Origin of the sequence: Brevundimonas sp. R86498 (genome assembly GCF_044598075.1) — a bacterium.
GTDB lineage: Bacteria > Pseudomonadota > Alphaproteobacteria > Caulobacterales > Caulobacteraceae > Brevundimonas.
Map to the genome: position 1 here is coordinate 1,072,712 of NZ_CP139004.1, position 23,385 is coordinate 1,096,096.

The window sequence follows — 23,385 nt, forward strand, 5'->3', positions numbered from 1 at the left end:
CTAGAAGGGCAGCAGGTTCCGCTGGCGGCTGTAGGCCATGGTGCCGACATTGGCCCCCAGCCGCAGGCCGACACCGGTGCGGATGGGAGCCAGGACGATGCCGTCGGCGCGCTGGTAGTTCACGCCCAGCCCGCCGATCAGATAGGCGGTGCCCTCGACCCCGGGGTAGCGGCGATAGATGGCATCGGCGGCATACAGGCCATAGACAAGGGTGAAGACGCGCGAGGCATTGCCCCCGACATCCCAGCCGACCGAGGTGCCCTGCCAGAACACTTCCTGTGAGGCTGACTGGTCCTTCATGTGGAGCGCGCCCCGTCCGTAGCGCAGACCGATGACGGCGGCTCCGGAGGCTTCCTCGCCGGCGATATAGGCGGTGGGCCGATCGCCCTGGTCGGCGAAAATACGCTCGATGGCGCTGCCCATGGCCTCGGCGGCGATGCCCAGTTCGCGCGATCCCGCGGCGACCAGTTCGTCCGCCGTATAGGCGCGGGCGTTCGCGTCCGAGGCGATCGGATAGTTCGGCTCGTTCGGCTGACGCGGGGCGGTGGCACAGGCCGACAGCGCGCCGGCTGTGGCGGCGGCGAATCCGGTCTGGATCAGGTGGCGGCGGTGCATGGTGGATGTCCTGACGTCTGGCCCCCCGGCGGCGCGGGCGGTGGTGCAAGGTCGCCGGGCTTTGCGGCAGCCTTGGGGCTATAGCATTAATGCGGCCTTACCCGCCCGCCTATCCGCAGGCTCAGCTTCGCAGCGTCGCCCCCAGCTTGCCTGCCGCCGCCACGATCCTCGCCGACAGGGCCTCGATCTCGACCTCGGTCAGGGTGGCCTCGCGCGGCTGGATCCGGACCTCCAGGGCGACGGACTTCGCCCCCTCGGCCACGCCCTGGCCGCGATACACGTCGAACACCCGGACGTCGGTGATCAGGGCCTTGTCGGCCCCCTGGACCGCGCGGACCAGATCCCCGGCCGCCGTGGCCTCCCCGACCACAAAGGCGAAGTCTCGGCTCAGGGGCATCAGATTGGACAGATCGGCCGTACCCCGGGCCTTGGTCGGCGTGCCCTTCGCGCGGGGCTCGGGTACGGCGTCCAGCACGATCTCGAAGGCCAGCATGGGGCCGTCGGCGTCCAGCGCCTTGAGGATACGCGGATGAATGGTGCCGAACTCGGCGATAACCGTCTTCGGCCCCAGCTGCAGCCGCGCCGACCGGCCGGGGTGCCACCAGTCGCGGTTCGACCCCTGCGCCAGCTGCAGCGATGCCACCGGCGCGCCGATGTCCTCCAGCACCCCCATCAGGTCGGCCTTGAGGGCGAACAGGGCGTCCTCACCGGGGCCGGCCCAGTGCCGCGCGGGGCGGGCGGAGATCAGGCCTGCGATGACGGTGCGCTGGTCGCCCGGCTGATCGCCAAGGTAGATCGGGCCGATCTCGAACAGGGCCACATCGGCATGGCCGCGCGCTGCGTTCCGCGCCGCCGCCTGGATCAGATTGGGCAGGGCCGAGGGCCGCATGCAGTCCAGATCGGCCGCGATCGGGTTCTCGACCACCAGTCGGTCGTCTCCGCCGCCGAACAGGGCGGCGATGTCCTGGCGGGTGAAGGACCAGGTGACGGCCTCGGCATAGCCGCGTGCCGCCAGCGCCCGGCGCGCGATCCGCACCCGGGTCTGGCGCGCGCTGAGCACGCCCCGGGATGGTGAGCCCTGGTCGGGCAGGGGGGTCTCCGGCAGATGCTGGAAGCCGTGAATCCGTGTCACCTCCTCGACCAGGTCGGCCCGGGCCGAGACGTCCCGACGCCACGACGGCGGAGTAACGGTCCAGGGCTCGACCTGACCGGCCGGGCCGGGCGTCACCAGAAAGCCGAGCTGGCCCAGAATAGTGCCGATCCGGTCCGTCTCCAGATCCATGCCCGAGAGGCGCTTCACATAGGCCGGATCGAAGGGGAAGGCGGCCGGATTGGCCGGATGCTCGCCCGCCAGCACGATCTCGGACGGCTCACCGCCGCACAGGTCGAGGATCAGCCGCGTGGCCAGCTCCAGCCCCGGCACGACCGAGGCGGGGTCTACGCCGCGGGCGAACCGGTACTGGGCGTCCGAGGCGATGTTCAGGGTCCGGCCGGTCTGGGCCGTGATGATCGGGTCGAACCAGGCGCTCTCGAGGAAGACGTCGGTGGTCTCGTCCGAACAGCCCGTGCTTTCGCCGCCCATGACGCCGCCGAGGCCGATGGGCCGCTCGCCGCCGGCGTCGGCGATGACACACATCGTGGGATCGACGGTGTAGGTCTTGCCGTCCAGCGCGATCAGATGTTCGGGTTCGGCCGTGGCGGTCGAAACCTGGCCGGCGCGCACGACGATCTCGCGACCGACCAGCTTGCCCAGATCATAGACATGCAGCGGCCGGGCGCGGTCATAGGCGATCAGATTGGTGACATCGACCAGACGGTTGATCGAGCGCAGGCCGATGGCCTGGAGCCGGGTCTGCAGCCAGGCGGGGGAGGGGCCGTTCGTCACGCCCCGGATGACACGGCCGGCGAACACGGGCCCCATCTCCGGGGCCTCGATGCGGACCGAGACCGGGGAGGGGAAGGCCCCCCGGACCATGGCGATGTCGAAATGCTTCAGGGTGCCGACACCGGCGGCCGCCAGATCCCGGGCGATGCCCGCCACACCCAGCCAGTCGGGGCGGTTGGGCGTGACCTCGAAGTCGATGACCGGCTCGGCCCCGAACAGGCGGGCGACCGGGGTTCCGACGGGGATCTCGGGCGGCAGCTCCTGGATGCCGTCGAACTCGTCCGCCAGCTCCAGTTCGGAGGCCGAGCACAGCATGCCGTTGGAGACCACGCCCCGCACAGGCTTCTCCACCAGGGTGACCCCGAGACCGGGCACCCAGGCCCCGATCGGCGCATAGATGGTGGTCAGGCCGGCGCGGGCATTGGGGGCCCCGCAGACGATCTCCTTGATCCCGTCGATGGTCTCGACCTGGCAGACGCGCAGACGGTCGGCATTGGGGTGCTGCACCGCCTCGACGATCTTCGCCACAGTGAAGGGAGCCAGGGCTGCGGCCGGATCGGCGACGTGCTCGACCTCCAGCCCGGCCATGGTCATGGCGTCAGCGATCCCGTGAACCGAGGCGGAGGTCTCAAGGTGGTCCTTGAGCCAGGACAGGGTGAACTTCACGCGGGGTCTCCAATGGTGCCGAGGAAGGCCGCGATGACGCTCTCGTCGCCCACAAGGCCAATCCCGCTGAACTGACACCCGTCAAAGACGCAACCGGCGACCGACAGGCCACCGATCACCTTGGATCCTGCGGGTGTCAGAAACAGGTTGCGAGGCTCGCCTGCCGCGTCGCCGAAATTGCAGTTGGCAAAGCCGGTTTGGGGTGTGGGTACCAGGACGGCGGGACCGATGATGACGCAGTCGACAAACCGTCGCCCTTCAATCGCGACGCCGGATTCGCTCGCAGCCTCGATCAGGGCGGGGATGGAGACGATCACGCGCTCGAACGTTGCGCGAACGCCCAGGTCGGCGGGAGTGGGGCCGGTGGTTTCGGGGTCGAACATGGGGCTCAGCTCAGGCCAGAGGCGGGGTTGGGGGCGGCGAAGGCCGAGAAGCCATAGTGGGCCAGCCAGCGCACATCGGCCTCGAACATGGGGCGCAGGTCCGGCACGCCGTACTTCAGCATCGCCATCCGGTCCACGCCCATGCCGAAGGCGAAGCCCTGCCATTCGTCGGGGTCGATGCCGCAGCTGGTCAGCACATTGGGGTGGACCATGCCGCAGCCCAGGATTTCCAGCCAGTCCGACCCCTCGTTCAGCACCAGCTTGCCGCCCGAACGGTCGCAGCGGATGTCCATCTCGGCACTGGGCTCGGTGAATGGGAAGTGGTGCGGGCGGAACCGGGCGTCGACGCCGTCCAGCTCGAAGAAGCGCGCCACGAAGGTCTGGAGCGTGGTCTTCAGATGCCCCATGTGGATGTCCCTGCCGATCACCAGACCCTCGATCTGGTGAAACATCGGGGTGTGGGTGGCGTCGGAGTCCTTGCGGAACGTCCGGCCCGGCGCGACGATGCGGATCGGCGAAGTCTGACTCATCATGGTGCGGACCTGCACCGGGCTGGTGTGGGTGCGCAGCACCTTGCGCTCGCCTGTCTCCGGGTCCGGCTGCAGGAAGAAGGTGTCGTGCATCTCACGCGCCGGGTGTTTGGGCGGGAAGTTCAGGGCCGTGAAATTGTGAAAGTCGTCCTCGATGTCCGGACCTTCGGCGACAGCAAAGCCCATCTCGGCGAACAGGGCGATCATCTCGTCCATCACCTGCATGGTCGGATGGACCCCGCCCTTGCGACGCGGCCGGGCCGGCAGGGTCAGGTCGATGCGCTCGGCCTGCAGCCGGGCGTCCAGCTCTGCGGCCTCCAGTTCCGCCTTCTTCGCGGCGAGGGCGGCGCTGACCCGGTCGCGCAGGCCGTTGATCATCGGCCCCTGCTCTCGCCGCTCGTCCGGGCTCATGGCCCCCATGCCCTTGAGCAGGCCCGAGATCGTGCCCGTCTTGCCCAGGGCCGCGACGCGCACGGCCTCGACCTCGGCGACCGTGGTCGCGGAGCCGATGGCGTTGATCAGTTCGAGTTCGAGAGCGGCGAGATCGGTCATGGTGGGTCCGTCTAGCGGGTGGATCGAAAAGCAAAAAGCCCCCCGGCGCGAACCGGGAGGCTTTTGGTCGTCCGGCGGACCGGATTGGGCCTACTTCAGCGCGTCGCGCACCTTGGCGGCGATGTCCGAGAAGCCGGTGCCGTCCATGGCGATCGCGGCCAGGACCTTGCGGTCCAGCTCGATCCCGGCCTTGGACAGGCCGTGCATGAACTGCGAATAGGTGAAGCCTTCCTGACGGGCGGCGGCGTTGATGCGCTGGATCCACAGGGCGCGGAAGTTGCGCTTGTTGGTGCGACGGTCGCGATAGGCATATTGCCCGGCGCGGTCGACGGCGGCCTTGGCCGTGCGGATGGTGTTCTTGCGGCGGCCGGAAAAGCCCTTGGCCTGTTCCAGAACCTTCTTGTGCCGGGCGTGGGAGACTACGCCCCGTTTGACGCGAGCCATGTCGCTATCCTTTCAAATTCAATGCTGTGCGGAGATCAGGTCGTCGCGCGCCAATCAGGCGTACGGCATGTAGGACTTGATCTTCTTGGCGTCGGCGTCGGCCATGACCGAGGTGCCACGGTTCTGGCGGATGTATTTGGAGTTGTGGCTGATCAAGCGGTGACGCTTGCCCGCAACCCCGGCCTTGACCTTGCCTGTCGCGGTGAATTTGAAGCGCTTCTTGGCGCCCGACTTCGTCTTGAGCTTCGGCATTTCAGTTCCTTTTTGTGCGACCGCGTCCCGGGCTGAACGAGCCCGGAGTGTGAGGTCACTGGTTGTTCAAGGATCGCCCAGGCATGCCTGTTCGCCCGGCGATCCGTACGCGAAGGCGCGGCTAGTAGGCGAAGCGCGGCCGAAAGGCAAGCCACGATGCTGGGGGCGGCCTACCGGGGCGGATTGTTCGCCTCCAGAAAGGCGACGGTTTCGGACAGCATTTTCTGGCGCGTCGCGGCGCGGGACAGGAAATGGTCCTCGCCGTCCAGCGCCACCAGCCTGCCCCGCGGGCCGAGGGCTTCGGCCATGATTTGGCTCTGCCGGAAGGGTACAACCGTGTCGTCGCGGCCGTGAATGAGCAGGATCGGGCCGGTCGTCGCCGAGGCCTGCCTCGCCGGGGAACGGGCGTCCAGGCGGGTGTCACTGACGCCGCTGGCTCCCATGAACCGGCTCCAGTAGCGGACGGCAGGGTTGGCGTCGCCGCGCGCCCCGCGACGCTCTTCTTCCTCAAGCATGGCCCGCAGGTCGGACACACCGGCCACCGACACGGCGCAACGATAGAGGTTCGGCTCAAGGGTCATTCCGGCGAGGGCGACATAGCCGCCGTAGCTGGCCCCCACGACGCAAACCCGCGCCGGATCTACGTCACCGCGCGCCGCGAGGAAGCGAACCCCGTCTGAGACGTCGGTCTGCATCTTTCGGCCCCATTCGCCATAGCCCGCTTCCAGCAGGTCAGACCCGAGGCCGCTCGAACCCCGGAACTGCGGCTGAAACACTGCATAACCGCGCGATGCCAACGCCTGCGCCCAATAATCGAAGCCGGCCGTGTCACGCGACGCCGGCCCGCCGTGCGGCAGGGCAATCAGCGGCAGATCCCGGGCTTCGCGTCCGGGCGGCAGCGTCAGATAGCCGAACAATGCCATCCCGTCAGCGGCGGTGTAGTTGACGACCCTGACTTCCGCGACGGCCTCGGGGCTCACGCCCGGATAGGCCTTGCCGATCAGGGAGACGCGCCGGGCAGCGGCGTCGTACAGGAAATAGGACCCCGGCTCGCCGCTGCCTTCCATGTAGAAGATGATCACCGAATAGTCCTCGCTGTAGGACGAGAGGTAGAGCTGGCGGCCGGGCAGGGATGCCTTGAGCAGCGTCCAGGCCTCGGCCAGGGCCGGGACGAAGAACTCGTAGTCCTGGTAGGTCTCCATATAGCCGACCCCGACCAGGGCCCCCGCGCGATCGCGATACAGGCGGTTGGGCGTCGGCCCCAGATCGACCCGTTCGCGGGTCGATCCGTCAGACAGTGAAATCTCGCTCAGCTGCCAGCGATCCTCGACGTCCTCGCCAATCAGGATGGTGTCCAGCGACCGGCCGAAGCCATAGACGGATGGCTGGTCAAGCAGCGCGCGCACTGCGTGGATGTCGCGCCAGCTTCCACCGCTACGGGCCGACAGCCGCCAGCGACCATTTTCCGAATTCCACGCCAGCCGGGCCGCCACCTCGCCTTCGCGAGTGACGATATAGCCCCGCGTGTCGCTGGCGCCCTCGGCGTGCAACCGGCCCCGCCCGGTGTCGAGGTCTACGCGATAGAGGTCGAAATTGTAGACGCCCGGCTTCTCGGTCACAGCTTCCGCGAACAGCACGGGCCGGCCGCCATACACACCGGGTTGCCAGCCGAAAATGGCATTGAAGGCATTCCTGTCGGATGAGTTCAGCGCCCGCGCAGCCCGCTGGGTCCGCACGTTGACGATATCGAGGACCTGAAGCTCCTCACGCGCGGCGAAAAATGCGATCTTCTCGGTGGATGCGGCGGTGATCACGATATGGTCGGGCGAGGCCCAGGCCACGCCCCGCACGCGTCGGTCGCTTGTGTCGATGGATACAAGCGGTACTCCGTCGCGGGTCAGTGCCACGACCCGGGATCGATCTCCCTCGTTCCGGACATAGACGAGGGAGGAGCCGTCCGGTGAAATCGACACGTCTGCGAGCGCGGGCAAGACTCCATAGGCTTCCAGCGGAGGAACCGGGGCCTGCCGGGCCGAGGCCGGGTCCATCACGCTGCCGGCCGCGATCAGGATGGCGGTTCCGAAGGCGATCAGGTGAGAAAGCGAGCGCACCAGACGCACGGGCCGAACTCCGACGAAGGCTGATGATGCCTTCTACTCTAGCGGGACAGACCGGCGCTGACAAACGTCGGTTACCCGGACTATTCGGCGGCTGCGGGCGCTTCCCGGTTGCGCTGGACGGCGCGGCCCGCGTTCAGGGCCATGAGGGCCGCCGGGACCATCAGGACGGCCCCGACGGCGAGGGGCCAGTCATGACCGAGGCTCGAGAACATGGCTCCCGCCACAACCGGGCCGAAGATCCGGCCCGAGGAACTGGCCGCCATGTTCAGCCCCAGCATGGCCCCCTGCCGGTCTGGCGGGCTGGCCCGCGAGATCATGGCCGAGATGTTGGGCATGGTGATCGCCATGCCAAAGCCCCCGACCGCCATGGCCACCGGCACCACCCAGGCGGCCGGAGACAGCAACTGGCCCAGAAGGCCGCAGGCGAACAGCAGGCATCCGACCGCCAGCACCCGGCTCTCGCCGAACCGCCGCGCCAGCCGTCCGGTGACCATCGCCTGGCAGAAGACCGAGACCACGCCGACGGCCATGAAGGAAAAGGCGACCTCTCGCGCGCCCCAGTCGTACCGGGCCCCGGTCCACAGGCCGAAGGTCGATTCCATGCCCGAGAACCCGGCCATATAGATCAGGGTCACCAGAATGACCCGGGACACGACCGGATTGGCCGCCGCGTCCTTGACCCCGCCGAGAAAGGGCGTCCGCGCCGCCGGTGTGGCAGAGCGGACGAGGCTTTCCTTCAGCAGGAAGACCACGCCGATGGCGGCGGCCGCCGCCAGTCCGCAGGCAGCGAAGATCGGCAGCTGATAGCCCAGCCGGCCCATGTCCTCTTGGACGAGGATGCCGCTGAGCCCCGGTCCGGCGATGAAGCCGGCCCCGAAGGCGGCCCCGATCAGGCCCATACGTCCGGCCCGTTTTTCGGGCGGGGTGACGTCGGCGACATAGCCCTGGACCGTCGAGACATTGCCGGCCCCCAGACCGGTGAATAGCCGGATGCCGATGGCCACCCAGATGTTGGGGGCGAAGGCCAGCATCAGATACCCCAGCGCATTGGCCACGACGGTGATCAGGAGGACCGGCTTGCGCCCGATCCGGTCGGACAGCCGGCCCCAGAAGGGCTCGGCGAAGAACTGGCCCACCGAATAGGCTGAAAACATCAGGGCGACCTGCCAGGGCGCAGCGTTCAGGCTGTCGCCGAAGAAGGGCAGCAGCGGCACCACCAGCCCGAAGCCCACCAGATTGATGAAGACAATCCCGAACAGAACGGCCAGGGCCCGGCGATCGCCGGTGTCGGCGGGGGGCGTCCGGGGCGGCGGCGTCTGGGTCATGCCGTCTTCTAGCCGGGCCGGAGGCGCAGGGCGAGAGGGGCGGCGAGTAGCATCGACGCACTGAAACCCCTCAGGGTTCAGACATATGGCTTTGAAAACGATGCAAAAGTTTCAAGAACGGCAAAGCCTGCATTAAGAAACGACGATTACCGCTTGCCGGCAAGAGGAGGCTCGATGGCCCGGATTGGTGATTTTGTGGATGCGGTGGAGCCCGTTTCGCCCGGGACCTTCGGTGCCGTCGTGTTCGACCGGTTCCAGCGCGAGCCCAATACCCTGGCGATCGCTGTGGTCGACCCGGAGGGCCGTCCCCTTGGACTGATCGAGCGAAATGCCTTCTGCCTGAAGATGGCTGCCGAGTTCGGTCGCGCCCTGTATGCCCGCCGCCCGGTGTCGAGCCTGATGGATCCGGATCCTCCGCGGGCCGAGGCCGATGCCAGTGCAGAGACCTTTTTCCGGACGGTCGACGCGGCCGAACTGAACATGCTGCTGCGCGGCTTTATCGTGGTGAAGGATGGCCTCTACGTCGGGGTCGGGGCCGGGGTCCAGATCCTGCAGGCGACGTCGATGCTGTATCGCCAGAAGGCCGAGGATATGAGCGCCCTCGCCCGCAACCTCGCTGTGGCCGAGGCGGAGGCCCGCGCGTCCAGTCGTGCCAAGTCCGAGTTCCTTGCGGTGATGAGTCATGAAATCCGCACCCCCTTGAACGGCGTCCTGGGTGTGGCCGGTTTGCTGGACCGCAAGCTGGAGCAAGTCGAACTGCGCCCCTACGTCCAGACCATCCTGGATTCCGGACAGACCCTGCTGCGTCTGCTCACCGATGCGCTCGACATGTCGCGCGCTTCGGCCGGGGTCATGAGCATCGACCCGGCTCCGCTGCATCTCGATAGTCTCGGCACCGACCTCGAAGCCCTCTGGCGGCCCCGGGCGGAGGAAAAGGGGCTTGTCCTGACGGTGGCCTGTGACACAGCCGGATACGACTGGGTGATGGGCGATGCCCTGCGGATCAAACAGTTGCTCAACAATCTGATTGGCAACGCCCTGAAATTCACCGAGGCGGGAGAGGTCGTGGTCTCGATCGCCTCGCGGTGGGAAGAGGGTGCCGTCCGGTTGGACGCGGTGGTCGATGATTCCGGCCCCGGGGTTCCGGAGGGGACGGCGGCGGACATCTTCGAGCCGTTCAACACGGGTCAGGCGGGTCGTCAGGGGGCCGGTGCCGGGCTGGGCCTGGCCATTTGCCGCCAGATCGTCGACCGCATGGGTGGCTCCATCCGTCTGGATCGGTCGCCGCAAGGGGGCGCGAGGTTCCATTTCACCCTGCCGCTGCCGTGCTGCGGCCCCGAACTGCGCGAGGCGTCGGAGGCGATGGCGGCCCCGACCGCCCATGACACGCTGCATGTGCTGATTGCCGACGACAACGCCACCAACCGCTTCGTCGCCGCGCGCCTGATGGAGATGTTCGGCTGCAGCCATGAGGCGGTCAATGACGGGGCCGAGGCGCTGGCGGCCGCTTCCGGTCGCGCCTTCGATCTGATCCTGATGGACATCAAGATGCCGGTCATGGACGGGGTCGCCGCCACCCGGGCCATCCGCGCCCTGCCGGGCGCAGCCGGAAAGGTTCCCATTCTGGCCCTGACCGCCAATGCCGACGAACGCGATGCCATCGAGTATCTGGCGGCCGGGATGAACGGCGTGGCGCAAAAGCCGATCCAGCCTGAGGCCCTGCTGAACGCGATCCGGCTGGCTTTGGGGGCAGAACCGGCGGTCGCGGCGGCGGCCTGAAATGCAAAACGCCCCGGCGTGGGCCGGGGCGTTCGAGGCCGTGACTGACTGTCGGGCCTATTTCGGGGCCAGGATCATGATCATCTGGCGGCCTTCCATGCGCGGAGCATATTCGACCTTGGCGATCTCGTCGAAGTCGGCCTGGACCTTGTTCAGCAACTTCATGCCCAGTTCGGGGTGGGCCATCTCGCGGCCCCGGAAGCGCAGGGTCACCTTGACCTTGTCGCCCTCGTCGAAGAAGCGGTGCATGGCCTTGGCCTTCACCTCATAGTCGTGAACGTCGATGTTGGGGCGGAGCTTGATCTCTTTCAGCTCGACGACCTTCTGGCGCTTGCGCGCCTCTGCCTTCTTCTTCTGCTCCTGGAAGCGGAACTTGCCGTAATCGAGAATCTTGGCAACGGGCGGCTCGGACGTCGAGACGATCTGAACCAGATCCATACCCGCCTCCTCGGCGGCCTCCAGCGCAGCGGAGGTCGGCATCACCCCTTGCTTCTCGCCGTTCTGGTCAATGAGCAGAACGCGCGGTGCGCGGATGTCTTGGTTCATCGGCGGGCCGTCCTTGGTGGGCGGCTGGTTCATCGGACGGCGAATGAGCGTCGTTTCCTTGTGTTTCTGAAAAACGTATTTCTGAAGAGCAGCAGTGTCGCAGGGGACAGCGCACGGCATACCACCGCGTTCCCTCACAAAGCCTATATGACCGCGAAACGGCCGTTCTTCAAGGCGTGGCGGGGGCCGATGCGCCGATCCAGGTGTCGTGAAGGGCAATCACGGCCTCGAAGACACGCCGGGTCGTCAGGGCCTCGATCGGCGCGAACTCGCCACGCACGGGGTTGGAGGCGGCGATGGCGGTGCGCGGCCCGCGCGGCCCGTACAGCCACCACTCCGTCGGCCCGAACAGGCCGAGCGTCGGCTTTCCGGCCGCCGCCGCGACGTGCATCAGCCCGGAATCGTTGCCCACGAACAGAGCCGCCCGGTCGATGGCGGCGGCCGAGCACAGGATGTCCCCCTTGCCGACGCAGTCGATCCCCCTCAGTCCCGCTGCCTCCAGCGCGGGCGTGGCCGGGGGGCGGTCGCCGGGTCCACCCACGGGCATGAACCGCCAGCCGTCGAACCGCGGCTCGGCCTTCAGCATCTCGACCAGTTCGCCCCAGCGGTCGGCGGGCCAGCTCTTGCCCGGCTGATGGGCAATGGGAGCCAGGGCGATGATGGGGCCCGGCGCGGTCGCCAGCTGCGGGTCGATCACGGCCGCCGCCTCGGCGCGGGCCTGGTCGTCGATGAACAGTTCCGGCTCCAGAGGCCGATCCGACCCCATCAGACGCGAGACCATCTCGACCTTGGGCAGGCCGGTCTCCCAGCGCCGGTTGTAGACCACCCGCCGGTCGGCCCGGATCAGATAGCTGAGCGCCGAGCCCCGGATATCGATGACCAGTGCCCACCGGGTGCCGACGACCTGTTGCCACAGGTCCAGCCAGTGTCCGGCCGCCTTCTTCTTGTCGAGCACGATGACCCGCTCGACGCCGGGGGCGGAGCGGAAGAAGGGCGCGGGCGGGCGGCCACAGGCGACGGTGATCCGGGCTCCCGGCACCTGACGCGTGATCTCGCGGAGGATCCCCGACGAGATCACACAGTCGCCGATGCGGTTGGAGGTGACGAACAGAACCTTGGGCATCTGCGCCTTATCGGCGGGTGAGCAGGAAGATCAAGGTTGCTACTGCTTCGTCTGCTTGAACTCGCCTGTGGCCGGCGAGGTCTGATTGTCCAGTTCCATCGAGATGGAGCGCCGGATTTCCGCGAGGGCTTCAGCAGGGTCCTCCTCGTCGCCACTCTTCGTGAGAGCATCCGCGATATGCAGCGCCATATCGGCGAGCATGAGCCCCCAAGCCATCGCCTCCCTGAACTTACTGCCTCGATACGTTCCAACATTGAGGACGCAATGAAGGCCGTTTTGCGCGACCCAAACCCGAGCCATCTCCACGGCCTTGGGGTCGGCCAGGGCGGCCGGTGGAATTCCGATTGCCTTCATCACCCGCTCCTATGACACCTCAACGGATCACTCTGGAGGACAGATGTCGATTCTCGAACGCCACACCCGCCCGGACGGGGAGAGCCTGGCCTTCAAACGGGTTGAGGGCACCGGCCCGACCGTCGTCTGGATCGGCGGCTTCCGCTCCGACATGGAGGGGACCAAGGCGCTGGCTCTGGACGTGGCGGCTCGCGAGCGCGGTTGGGCCTATGTCCGTTATGACCATTTCGCCCATGGCCAGTCCTCCGGCGACTGGCGGCGCGCCACCATCGGCCGCTGGCGCGAGGATGCCGTGGCGCTGATCGATGTCATCGACGGGCCCGTAGTTCTGGTCGGCTCATCGATGGGCGGCTGGATCGCCCTGCTGGCGGCACTGGCCCGGCCGCAGCGCATGGCGGGGCTGGTGCTGGTCAACCCGGCCCCGGACTTCACCGAGCGGCTGATGTGGCCGTCGCTGCCGGACCACGTCCGCCAGGCCATCATGCGGGACGGAGAGGCGATGATCTCGGAGCCGGGACTGGGCGACTATGTGCTGACCGCGCGTATGTTCGAGGAGGCACGGTCATGGCAGCTACTGGACGGCCTCATCGGCATTTCGGCACCGGTGCACGTGCTTCAGGGTCGGGCCGACGAGACGGTGCCGTGGGCCCACGCGACCACGCTGGCTCATCGGTTGACGGGCGGGGATGTCCGACTGGATCTGATCGAGGGTGGCGACCACCGCCTGTCACAGGCACGCGATCTGGCGCTGCTGATCGAGGCGGTCGGGCGGTTGAGAGCGCTTTAGGACGCGCTGACTGTCGCAGCGGGACGCAGGCCTTCGACGCTGGCCTTCAGCACGGTCGGGCGGCGCTCGCCACCCGCAGCGATGATGCGGTCGATCCGGGCCTTTTCGGCGCGGAAGGCGGCGAGCTGGGCCCCGGCCAGGATGGTGCCTTCATCGGTGCGGATGCCGGAAGGATTGATCCGCTGGCCGTTGCGCCAGATTTCATAATGCAGATGGGGGCCGGTCGAGGCCCCGGTCGAGCCCACATAGGCGACGACCTGGCCTTGGGAGACCCGCTGCCCGGCCCGAATGCCCGAGCCGTAGCGGGACAGGTGGCCGTAGCCGCTCTCGAGGCCGTTGCTGTGGCGAATGCGCAGCCAGTTGCCGTAGCCACCCCAGCGCCGCGCCTCGACCACCACGCCGTCGGCGGGGGCGATGACCGGCGTGCCGGTTCCGGCGGCGAAATCCATGCCCTGGTGCATCCGGCGGAAGCCGGAGATCGGATGGGTCCGGACCCCGAAGGAGGACGAGATACGGAAGCCCCGGTCCAGCGGCGTGCGCATCATCGAGGAGCGCATGTTCTTGCCGGTGGCGTCGAAATACTGGGCCTGACGCTCACCCGGCACCTGGAAGCGATAGAAGACCACGCCCTTCAGTTCGGCGTACAGCAGGTCGCCCGTGTCGACGGTCCGGCCGTTCTCGGTCACCGCCCGGTCGAACACGAGGGTGAAGTCGTCCGAAGCCCGAATGTCGCGGTCGAGGTCCAGCTTGTGTGCGAACAGCTGGATGGCCTTGCGACGGACGCTGGCCTCGGCCCCCATACGCTGGGCGGTCGCCGACAGCGAGCCGCGCACTTCGGACTTGAGGACCACCGTCTCCTGGGTGACCCGTTCCTCAAGGGCTCGAAGCCGTAGCGCGCCATCGAAGCTGCGGGATACGGTCAGCTGGCTGGCCGGGCCGGTTCGCATGGTCAAGCCGATCAGCCGGGCGTCACCGCGCCCGTGGCGCGGACGTGAGATTGCGGTCTCGAACCGCAAACCGGCGCGCATCTGGCTGACATCAAAGGCGTTGGACAGGGTCGCGGCGACGGCGGACGCGTCCGAGGGCGTGATGCCGGTGCGGCGCACCGCCTGTTCGAAGGTCTCGCCACGCCGGATCTGGACGGGGATGGCTTCCGGCGCTGTCATCCCGGCGGGCATGCCGGCGGCGGCAAAGGCCTGGGCCTCCAGCGAGGCGATCTGTTGGGGGGTCAGTTCGGGAACCACTTCCGCCTGGGCGGGTTGGTAGACGCGGCCGGCGAGCATGGCCACCGTGACGGCAGCAGCGGCGGTCAGGAGATGCGGTGCAAAGCGCATCGGCTGGCGGCGCGGATCGAACTGAGCCATCGGTCCCCGGCGAAATACGACGCCAAACGGCGCCAAACCCACGGAATGCAATTATCGCGCCCAGAACCCCCGACCGCGAAGCCCGCTCTATAGCTTGCCGTTTTCAGGATGGGAAGCAGGGTCGTTACAAATGATTAACTGCACGCCGGCGCGCCGGTAATCGAGACGCGTTTCTCTATTCCGGCGCGTTGCGGGACAGTCTATCGGCAAGCGATGAGCCCCGATGCTGAGCCCGATGAATTATGCCGCACCGAAACAGGCGCTGTTTCCTCTCTGGGTGACATTGGTGCCACTCATTGTGTCCATACAGACACGGGGCGTGCGTTGCGAACGACTTTCACGATGCTATTGGCCGGCACCGGGCGGCTGAACGCCCGGAGTGGCAGGCCGTGACCGGCGTCCGTCAGATCGGTCGGACGTTGGCGATCGGTGGCATGGTCGTGCTGATCCTGCTGTCGACGCTGGCGGTGGTCCTGTGGCTGAATTGTCGGGTCGCGGCGCGCGAGCTTCTGGTGGGCTGGCTGGACCAGCGGGGAATCGCGGCCGAGGTCGAGGTGGAACGGCTGGAGATCAGCGGATTCGTCGGTCGCGTGCGCATTGGCGATCCGGGCGACCCCGACGTGACGGTCCAGCGCGTGGAGGTGAATTATGCCCTGGGCCTGCCCTGGTCCCCCGGGGGGCTCGGCCTGACGCCGGAGCGAATCCGGCTGATCCGGCCGGTTGTGCGCGCCCGCTGGCAAAACGGGCAGGTATCGCTCGGGGCACTCGACCCCTTGATCGAGGAGTTCTCCGGAAGGCCGCCGCGCCCCGACAGCCGGGGGCCCGTGGTGATCGTCGAGACCGCGCGGGTGCGTCTGGAAACGGACTACGGGCCCGTCTCGATCCTGGGCGACGCCCGCATCGACGACGGCCGGCTGATGTCGCTCGCCGCCCGCATGCCGGCCGGGTCGCTGCGCAGTGGACAGGCCGAGGCCCGGGGGCTGGGGGGGGCGCTGGATCTGACCACGACCGGAGACCGTATCGCCGTGGCTGTCGATCTGACCGCGGCACGGCTCTCGACGCGAGGTCTGTTGGCCGAGGGGGGGCGACTCTCGGGAACGATGGACCTGCCCTATCCCGACCTGAAGGCGCGGCGCGGGGACGGGCGGGCCACGATGGATCTGAGGCTGGCCGGGGACCAGCTGGCGCTTGGAGGCGTCCGCACGACCGGGGCCGTGCTGACCCTGGCCGGAGACGGCGAGATTTCCGGCTGGCTCGAAACCTTTGCCTTCAGGGGGCCGGCGGCGATACGCCTGCGGGCCGCCTCCCTTCGGACAGGGGACCTCGCCCTTGCCGGGGTGGAGCTCGGCAGCCCCGGGCTGGACCTGGCCGGGTCGCGGGCCGGGGTCGAGGCAAGGGGGCCGGTAACCGCGCGGCTGGATCGAGCAGTTTTTGACACCCTGTCCCTGCAGGACAGTTCCGGGCGACTTGCGCTCGATCTTGTCTCGACCCGGGCGACAGCCTTGATCCTGACGGGGTCCGCAGCGGTTCCGCGCGGGGCCTGGCCTTTGTTCGGCGACGTGGCGGCGGACGACGTGCCCGAACTGGCCGGGATGAAGCGGGCGCTCGGGGCCTTTGCTCTGGACGTTCCGGCGTTCCGGCTGACCAGCGGCGAGGCTGGCGTGACGCTGGCCCTGACCGCCCCCGCGCAACTGATCCCGGCCAACGGCGGGGTGCTGCGTCTCAACCCGGTAGCGACGCCTTTGTACGCGGCCGGCCCGGGCGAGAGAGGGGGAGGGGCCCTTGCCCTGACCGCCACACGGGGTCAGGGCCTGCCTGAGGCCACGTTCGCCGTCCCGGACTGGCGGCTGACCGCTGGCGGGTTCCAGGCCAGGCTGGACGGTCGGGCGGCTCTGGACTTCGGCCTGGCGCGAGGCCTCACCGTGACGACGCGGGGCGTCCTTGCCACCGACTCCGGACGGTTGACCTATACGCCGGGGTCCTGTCTGCGCTTCGCCGCCGAGCGGCTGGAGCTGGAAGAGAATGACGTCATGGACCTGTCGGGGGGGCTGTGCTCTGCCGGTGGGCCCCTGGTGGTGTCGCAGAATGGACGCTGGCGGGCCGGGGGGCAGCTGGAGGACGTCGCGGCGACAGCACCCTTCCTCGCCATGGGTTTTGCCGGCATCGAAGGGGCGGTCGCCGTCACCGGCTCTCCCGCCGGGCTGGGCCTGGAGGCCCGGATCGACACGGCTGACGTCCAGGATGCGACCCGGCCGCGTCGCTTCAATCCCCTCACCGCGTCCGGATCGGCCAGCCTCGTCGACGAACGCTGGAGCGGGGCCTTTGACCTCGCCCGCAAGGCCTTTGCCCTCGGTCGCCTGACCCTGGCCCATGACGGGCGGACCGGAACGGGCGGGATGTCCATTGACGCACCGTCCCTGGTCTTCGCCGAGGGCGGACTGCAGCCCGCCGACCTCAGCCCGATGGCAGCAGACTTCGTCCAGTCGCCGGCCGCGGGCTCGGCGGCGTTCGCCGGACGGATCGAATGGAGCGAGGCCCTGCCCGAGGGCGGCACCAGTTCGGGCCGGCTGGTCATTCCCGGGCTCGACTTCGTCAGCCCCGCCGGGGCGGTAAAGGGGCTGTCCGGCACCATCGATTTCACCAACCTCGCCCCCCTGACCACGGCCCCCGCCCAGACCCTGCGGGTCGCGACGCTGGAGTCCATCGCCCCCCTGACGGACCTCGACCTCACATTCGCGCTCGACAAGGCGGCGATCACGGTCGCGGGCGGCGAGATCAAGGCGGCGGGCGGGACCGTGCGGGTCGAGCCCTTCTCGGTTCCTCTCGACCGTCGTCCCTTTTCGGGGGTGATCGTGCTGGACGAGGTCCAGCTGGGCGAGCTGATCGTCGGGGCCGGATTTGGTGATCGGGTGGCGCTGGACGCGGTGGTCTCGGGACGGCTGCCCTTCACCTCGGATCCCGACGCCGGTGTCCGGATCACGGCGGGCACGCTCTTCGCGACCCGGCCGGGCCGGCTCTCGATCCAGCGTGAGGCCCTCGACGATCTGGAGGCCGGGGGCGGCGGCGCGGTCCCACCGGGGACGGTCGAGGACCTCGCCTATCAGGCCATGGAGAACCTTGCCTTCGATGTGCTGACTGCCGAGGTCAACAGTCTGGACGAGGGCCGGGTCGGGGTCCTGTTCCACATCAAGGGCCGGCATGATCCGCCACAGCGTCAGGAACTGCGGCTGACCCTGCCCGAGCTGATCAGCCGCGAGTTCCTGAACCGGCCGTTGCCGTTGCCGTCGGACACCGGCATCGACCTGACGCTCGACACGACGCTCAACCTCAACCAGCTGGTCAGCGATCTTCTGGCCGTGAACCGGGCCCGCAATGGCGAGTTTGACGGAGAACAGCCTTGACCGTTCAGGACGCGTTCACGCGACACGGCGCATCTCCTGTGCCAGTGAAAGCGTTCAAGCTCCCGGAGATCGCCGAATGACACCGCCAAAGCCCCTGTTCCGCTCCGCGCTGCTGGCGATCGGCGTCGCCACCCTGCTGGGGGCCTGCACCCCGACAATCCGTCTGCAGGTCGATCCGATCCAGATCTACGCCAAGCTCGATGCGGATGTTCGGGTCCGGCTGGACCGCGAGCTGCAGGATCTGCTGGCCGAAAACCCGAACCTCTTCTGATGGAAAAGACCTTCACCATGTCCCTGCGCAAGTTCTTCGTCATCGGTGCCGCGGTCGTCGCCCTCGGTGCCGCCGCCGGCGGTGCTCTGGCCCAGACCGCTGAACAGCGCAGCCAGATCGTGGCCGCCAGGACCCAGGGTGTGGTCGGCGAACAGGCCGACGGCTATCTGGGCTTCCGGGTGCCGACGTCCGACACCGCCCTGCAGAGGGCCGTGGCCGAGACCAACGCCGCCCGGCGCGAGGTCTATGCGGCCAGCGCCCGCGAGGTCGGCACCACGACCGAGGTGGCCGCGGCGCGTATGTTCGAGAGCCAGCTCCTGCCCCGCCTGCCTGCGGGTCAGTGGTACCGCAACGCCGCCGGCCAGTGGGTCCAGCGCTGATCCGCCGGCCGGTTTCGGGCGACCGTTGATCCGGCCGCTTTTTCCGGCTTAGGTCTCGCGCTTCTGCGAGGGACCACCCCATGACCGACACGCCCGCCACGACGCCGCTGAAGCGTGTGGAGCTGACCCTGCGCGCCCTGGTCCTGGGGTGCCTGCTGGCGGTCATCTTTACGGCGGCGAACACCTACCTGGGCCTCAAGGTCGGGTTGACCTTCGCTTCGGCCATCCCGGCGGCGGTCATCTCCATGGCCATCCTGCGGATGTTCAAGACCTCGACCATCTGGGAAAACATGACGGTGCAGACCGTCGCTTCGGTCGGCGGGGCGATGAGTTCGATCATCTTCGTCCTGCCCGGCCTGGTCATGGTCGGCTGGTGGCTCGAGTTTCCATTCTGGGAATCGGTTCTGATCTGCGTGTTCGGCGGCGTGCTGGGCGTGACCTTCTCCATCCCCCTGCGCCGCGCCCTGGTGGTCGAGGCCGGCCTGCCCTACCCCGAAGGCGTTGCTGCGGCCGAGGTCCTGACCGTCGGCTCGCGCGGGGCCGAACAGACCGAGAGTGCGGTGCGCGAGAACGCCTCGGGCCTGTGGGTCGTCATCACCGGCGCGGTCGTCTCGGCCGGTTATGCCCTTCTGGTCGCGGGCCGGGTCTTCGCCGGCGAGGCGGCCCGGTTCTTCCGGTTGCCCGCGTCGCTGGGTGGCGGGGCGACCGGCCTTGGCTTCGGCATGCAGTTCGCCCTGCTGGGGGCAGGCCACCTGATCGGACTCAGCGTCGGTCTGGCACAGGCGTTCGGCCTGCTGCTGGCCTGGGGGATCGCCGTGCCAATCCTCACCAGCCCCGACACTATCGCCTGGCTGACCGCCAACGGCATTCCCTCCATCGCCACCACCCTGCCCCCCGGTGCCGGGGCCGAGGAACTGGCCACCACCGTCTGGGCCCGCGAGGTCCGGTTCATGGGGGCTGGCGTCATCGGCGTCGCCGCCATCTGGACCCTGATCAAACTGGCCGGTCCCCTGATCGGTGGCCTGACCTCGGCCCTGGCGGCGAACCGCCGGCGCAATGCGGGACAGGTTCTGGACCGGACTGAACAGGACATCCCCATGACCATCGTGGCCGGGCTGTCGGTCATCTGTCTGGTCGGGATCGCCGGGATTCTCGCCTGGTTCGCGCAAGGGAATCCGACCCTGGCCGGGTCCACCGGCCTGCTGGTCGCGGGCGGTCTGGTCTATGTGGTGATCATCGGTTTCGCGGTGGCGGCCATCTGCGGCTACATGGCCGGGCTGATTGGCTCGTCCAACAGCCCGGTCTCGGGCGTGGGCATTCTGGCGGTGGTGATCGCCTCGGTTCTGATGCTGGGCGTCCTGGCCCTGGCCGGCGTGCCCGCCGATCCGTCGGTCGTGGCCTTCGCCCTGATCGTGACCGCCATCGTCTTCGCCGTGGCCGTGATCGCCAACGACAATCTGCAGGACCTCAAGACCGGCCAGCTGGTTGAGGCCACGCCCTGGCGCCAACAGACAGCCCTGATCGTCGGCGTCGGGGCCGGAGCCCTGGTCATCCCCCTGATCCTCAACCTGCTGAATCAGGCCTTCGGGTTTGCCGGAGGCCCGCCGGGCATCGCCGACCAGCCCCTGGCCGCTCCGCAGGCGACCCTGATCTCGGCCCTGGCGCGGGGCGTCATCGGCGGCGACCTGCGCTGGGACCTGATCGGCCTGGGGGCCGCTATCGGCGTGGTCATCATCATTCTGGACGCCGTGCTGCACGCGACGACCAGGGGCAAGGTCAAGCTGCCGCCGCTGGCCGTAGGGATCGGCTTCTACCTTCCGGCGGCGGTCACGACGATGCTGGTGATCGGGGCCGTGGCCGGCTGGCTGTACAATCGCGCGATCCGCTCCACCCGCTTCGCCGACGTCGGCCGCCGGATGGGCGTGCTGCTGGCTTCCGGCCTCATTGTGGGCGAGAGCCTGTTCCTCGTCATGACCGCCGGAGTCATCGTCTCCACCGGCGACGACGCTCCTTTCGCCATGCTGCCCGAAGGCTCGACCTGGCCGGCCATGCTGTCGGGCATCGTGGTGTTCGCGGTCGTGACTTTCGCCCTGTACCGCTGGGTGCTGGGAAGGTCAGCTAAAGTTTGAGCGACGATCCGACATCCCCCCGCTTTTTGCGAGCACGGCGGACACTGAGCCGTGTTGTGGTGGTGATCTATTCTCTTGTGCTGCCTGTCGCCTTGTTGAGCATAGGCGGTGCCATTTACACCCTGAGAGTCAGCGACCAGCCGTGGCATCAATGGGCTTGGATATTCGGCAGCGCCGGCGTCGCGCTTGTATTGGGATGGCGTCTTTGGCTGAACGCTAGGGCTCTGGGATGGACGGCTCCGCAGCTAGGCATCAAACGGATTTTAATTGTTTGGACGCCGCTTGTTTTGCTAGCGCTGCTGGGTCTTTTGCTCATCGCCTGTGGCGCTCTGTGGATCGCTGTCCCCCATTTCGTCGCGGACAAGGCCAGCGCTGATGCAATCGCGACCCCAATCACCATCGCCGGAATCATCGCTGTTTTCATCGGCGGTCTTTTATGCGGGCCTGCTGTCTTGGTCTTGCGCCGCAGGCGTTCCGGCTCAACAGCTGAACCGGAAGCGTAAACCGGTCCCTATGGCCTTTCCCGCGTCCAGCCTGTAAGAGGCGCGCGCTCCCCGCATGACGCCCCTAACGAGCGGCCCCCGCATCCTGTCGGCCGCCATTTCGCATTGAACGACCCATGAACCTTCGTAACGTCGCCATCATCGCCCACGTTGACCACGGCAAGACCACCCTGGTCGACCAGCTGCTGGCCCAGTCCGGCGTCTTCCGAGCCAATGAGGCGACGACCGAGCGCGCCATGGACTCCAACGACCAGGAGAAGGAGCGCGGCATCACCATCCTGGCCAAGTGCACCTCGGTGCTCTGGAACGGCAAGGCCGGCGAAACCCGCATCAACATCATCGACACCCCCGGCCACGCCGACTTCGGCGGTGAGGTCGAGCGCATCCTGGGCATGGTGGACGGCTGCGTCATCCTGGTGGACGCCGAAGAGGGCGTCATGCCCCAGACCAAGTTCGTGCTGACCAAGGCCCTGAAGATGGGCCTGCGTCCCATCCTGTGCATCAACAAGGTCGACCGCGCCCACGCCGATCCGGACCGCGTCCACAACGAGACCTTCGACCTGTTCGCCGCCATCGGCGCGACTGACGAGCAGCTGGACTTCCCCCACATCTACGCCTCGGGCCGCAACGGCTGGGCGACGATGGATCTGAACCAGCCCAACGACAACCTGGCCCCCCTGTTCGACCTGATCGTCGACCACGTCCCGCCGCCCAAGGTGCAGGACAACAAGGACAAGCCGTTCCAGATGCTGAACGTGCTGATCGAGTCCGACCCCTTCCTGGGCCGGATCCTCACCGGCCGCATCGAGAGCGGCAAGGCCGTCCCCGGCATGGCGATCCACGCCCTTGACCGCGAGGGCAAGGAGATCGAGCGCGGCCGCATCACCAAGGTTCTGGCCTTCCGCGGCCTGAAGCGCACCGCCCTGGACGAGGGCTCGGAAGCGGGCGACATCGTCGCCATCGCCGGCATGTCCAAGGCCACCGTGGCCGACACCCTGTGCGCCATGGAAGTCACCGAGGCCCTGCCGGCCCAGCCGATCGATCCGCCGACCATCTCCATGACCGTCTCGGTCAATGACAGCCCGCTGGCCGGTCGCGAAGGCGACAAGGTCCAGTCGCGCGTCATCCGTGACCGCCTGCTGAAGGAAGCCGAAGCCAACGTCGCTATCCGCGTCACGACGACCGAAGGTGGCGACGCCTATGAGGTCGCGGGCCGGGGCGAACTGCAGCTGGGCGTGCTGATCGAGAACATGCGCCGCGAAGGCTTCGAGGTCTCGATCTCGCGTCCCCGCGTGGTGTTCCAGGAAGGCCCGAACGGCGAGAAGATGGAGCCGATCGAGGACGTCATGATCGACGTCGACGACGAGTTCTCGGGCATCGTCATCGAGAAACTGTCTGCGCGTAAGGCCGAGATGACCGACATGGGCCCGTCGGGCGCCGGCAAGACCCGCATCCAGCTGAAATGCCCGTCGCGGTCGCTGATCGGTTACCAGGGCGAGTTCCTGACCGACACCCGCGGTTCGGGCGTCCTGAACCGGGTGTTCAGCCACTATGAGCCGTTCAAGGGCGAGATCGCCGGCCGCCTGAAGGGCGTGCTGATCTCCAACTCGGACGGCGAGACCGCCGCCTTCGCCCTGTGGAACCTCGAGGACCGCGGCGTCATGTTCGTGGGTGCCGGCGAGAAGACCTATGAGGGCATGATCATCGGCGAGAACGCCCGCTGGGACGATCTCGACGTCAACCCGATCAAGGGCAAGCAGCTGACCAACGTCCGCGCCTCCGGCAAGGACGAGGCCGTGCGCCTGACCCCGCCGCGCCAGATGTCGCTGGAACAGGCCATCGCCTATATCGCCGACGACGAACTGGTCGAGGTCACGCCCAAGTCGATCCGCCTGCGCAAACAGACCCTGAACCCGTCGTTCCGCAAGAAGCGCCAGCGTCCGGAATAGTCTTCCTCCCCCATCGGGGGAGGGGGA

20 protein-coding genes are annotated in these 23,385 nt (G+C 67.8%); 8 read left to right on the top strand and 12 right to left on the bottom strand.

Annotation, left to right across the window (positions count from 1 at the left end; all coding sequences use genetic code 11):
- From SJY26_RS05375 to SJY26_RS05410, 8 genes are all read right to left on the bottom strand, one after another.
- Positions 1-615 carry a DUF1134 domain-containing protein gene (locus SJY26_RS05375; protein ID WP_396595118.1) on the bottom strand — a complete coding sequence of 205 codons (615 nt, stop codon included), beginning with the start codon at positions 613-615 and terminating at the stop codon, positions 1-3.
- Positions 616-736: 121 nt separating this feature from the next.
- Entirely contained in the window at positions 737-3,166 is a 2,430-nt protein-coding gene (pheT, locus tag SJY26_RS05380; RefSeq protein WP_396595119.1) for a phenylalanine--tRNA ligase subunit beta, read from the bottom strand.
- Entirely contained in the window at positions 3,163-3,549 is a 387-nt protein-coding gene (locus SJY26_RS05385) for a hypothetical protein (protein ID WP_396595120.1), read from the bottom strand. The genes pheT and SJY26_RS05385 overlap by 4 nt, the downstream gene beginning before the upstream one ends.
- A gap of 5 nt (positions 3,550-3,554) precedes the next feature.
- The gene (gene pheS / locus SJY26_RS05390; protein WP_396595121.1) at positions 3,555-4,631 is read right to left on the bottom strand and encodes a phenylalanine--tRNA ligase subunit alpha; all 1,077 of its coding nucleotides are present in this window, start codon (positions 4,629-4,631) and stop codon (positions 3,555-3,557) included.
- A gap of 90 nt (positions 4,632-4,721) precedes the next feature.
- Positions 4,722-5,075, bottom strand: coding sequence for a 50S ribosomal protein L20 (rplT, locus tag SJY26_RS05395; RefSeq protein ID WP_305637275.1), 354 nt, complete (start codon positions 5,073-5,075; stop codon positions 4,722-4,724).
- A 54-nt stretch (positions 5,076-5,129) separates the two neighbouring features.
- Positions 5,130-5,327 carry a 50S ribosomal protein L35 gene (gene rpmI / locus SJY26_RS05400; RefSeq protein WP_003166435.1) on the bottom strand — a complete coding sequence of 66 codons (198 nt, stop codon included), beginning with the start codon at positions 5,325-5,327 and terminating at the stop codon, positions 5,130-5,132.
- 170 nt (positions 5,328-5,497) lie between these two features.
- Entirely contained in the window at positions 5,498-7,447 is a 1,950-nt protein-coding gene (locus tag SJY26_RS05405) for an alpha/beta fold hydrolase (RefSeq protein ID WP_396595122.1), read from the bottom strand.
- 80 nt (positions 7,448-7,527) lie between these two features.
- Positions 7,528-8,772: an MFS transporter gene (locus tag SJY26_RS05410; RefSeq protein ID WP_396595123.1), complete on the bottom strand. Its 1,245-nt coding sequence runs from the start codon at positions 8,770-8,772 to the stop codon at positions 7,528-7,530.
- Positions 8,773-8,946: 174 nt separating this feature from the next.
- On the opposite strand from SJY26_RS05410, the gene SJY26_RS05415 reads away from it, so the two are divergent.
- Positions 8,947-10,551 carry an ATP-binding protein gene (locus SJY26_RS05415; RefSeq protein ID WP_396595124.1) on the top strand — a complete coding sequence of 535 codons (1,605 nt, stop codon included), beginning with the start codon at positions 8,947-8,949 and terminating at the stop codon, positions 10,549-10,551.
- A 57-nt stretch (positions 10,552-10,608) separates the two neighbouring features.
- Here the strand turns inward: SJY26_RS05415 and infC are convergent, their stop codons facing one another.
- The 3 genes from infC to SJY26_RS05430 all read right to left on the bottom strand — a co-directional run bounded on the left by infC (position 10,609) and on the right by SJY26_RS05430 (position 12,574).
- The gene (gene infC / locus SJY26_RS05420; protein WP_269515112.1) at positions 10,609-11,130 is read right to left on the bottom strand and encodes a translation initiation factor IF-3; all 522 of its coding nucleotides are present in this window, start codon (positions 11,128-11,130) and stop codon (positions 10,609-10,611) included.
- 136 nt (positions 11,131-11,266) lie between these two features.
- Entirely contained in the window at positions 11,267-12,220 is a 954-nt protein-coding gene (locus SJY26_RS05425; protein WP_396595125.1) for a glycosyltransferase family 9 protein, read from the bottom strand.
- 39 nt (positions 12,221-12,259) lie between these two features.
- Positions 12,260-12,574 (bottom strand): DUF5076 domain-containing protein, encoded by a 315-nt coding sequence (locus SJY26_RS05430; protein WP_396595126.1) that lies wholly within the window; start codon positions 12,572-12,574, stop codon positions 12,260-12,262.
- Positions 12,575-12,617: 43 nt separating this feature from the next.
- On the opposite strand from SJY26_RS05430, the gene SJY26_RS05435 reads away from it, so the two are divergent.
- Positions 12,618-13,361, top strand: coding sequence for an alpha/beta fold hydrolase (locus SJY26_RS05435; RefSeq protein WP_396595127.1), 744 nt, complete (start codon positions 12,618-12,620; stop codon positions 13,359-13,361).
- Here the strand turns inward: SJY26_RS05435 and SJY26_RS05440 are convergent.
- Entirely contained in the window at positions 13,358-14,725 is a 1,368-nt protein-coding gene (locus tag SJY26_RS05440) for a peptidoglycan DD-metalloendopeptidase family protein (RefSeq protein ID WP_396595128.1), read from the bottom strand. The two genes, SJY26_RS05435 and SJY26_RS05440, sit on opposite strands and share 4 nt — an antisense overlap.
- A gap of 389 nt (positions 14,726-15,114) precedes the next feature.
- On the opposite strand from SJY26_RS05440, the gene SJY26_RS05445 reads away from it, so the two are divergent.
- The 6 genes from SJY26_RS05445 (at position 15,115) to typA (ending at position 23,358) form a co-directional block, all read left to right on the top strand.
- The gene (locus tag SJY26_RS05445; RefSeq protein ID WP_396595129.1) at positions 15,115-18,126 is read left to right on the top strand and encodes a YdbH domain-containing protein; all 3,012 of its coding nucleotides are present in this window, start codon (positions 15,115-15,117) and stop codon (positions 18,124-18,126) included.
- A 76-nt stretch (positions 18,127-18,202) separates the two neighbouring features.
- Positions 18,203-18,397, top strand: coding sequence for a YnbE family lipoprotein (locus tag SJY26_RS05450; protein WP_396595130.1), 195 nt, complete (start codon positions 18,203-18,205; stop codon positions 18,395-18,397).
- A complete protein-coding gene (locus tag SJY26_RS05455) occupies positions 18,397-18,777 on the top strand; it encodes a YdbL family protein (protein ID WP_396595131.1) in 381 nt (126 codons plus the stop codon). Before SJY26_RS05450 ends, SJY26_RS05455 begins: the two co-directional genes overlap by 1 nt.
- Positions 18,778-18,857: 80 nt before the next feature.
- Complete coding sequence (locus tag SJY26_RS05460; RefSeq protein WP_396595132.1) at positions 18,858-20,906, top strand: OPT family oligopeptide transporter; 2,049 nt, start codon at positions 18,858-18,860, stop codon at positions 20,904-20,906.
- A complete protein-coding gene (locus SJY26_RS05465) occupies positions 20,903-21,409 on the top strand; it encodes a hypothetical protein (protein ID WP_396595133.1) in 507 nt (168 codons plus the stop codon). The genes SJY26_RS05460 and SJY26_RS05465 overlap by 4 nt, the downstream gene beginning before the upstream one ends.
- 116 nt (positions 21,410-21,525) lie before the next feature.
- Positions 21,526-23,358 (top strand): translational GTPase TypA, encoded by a 1,833-nt coding sequence (typA, locus tag SJY26_RS05470; protein WP_396595134.1) that lies wholly within the window; start codon positions 21,526-21,528, stop codon positions 23,356-23,358.
- The last annotated feature ends 27 nt before the right edge of the window (positions 23,359-23,385 follow it).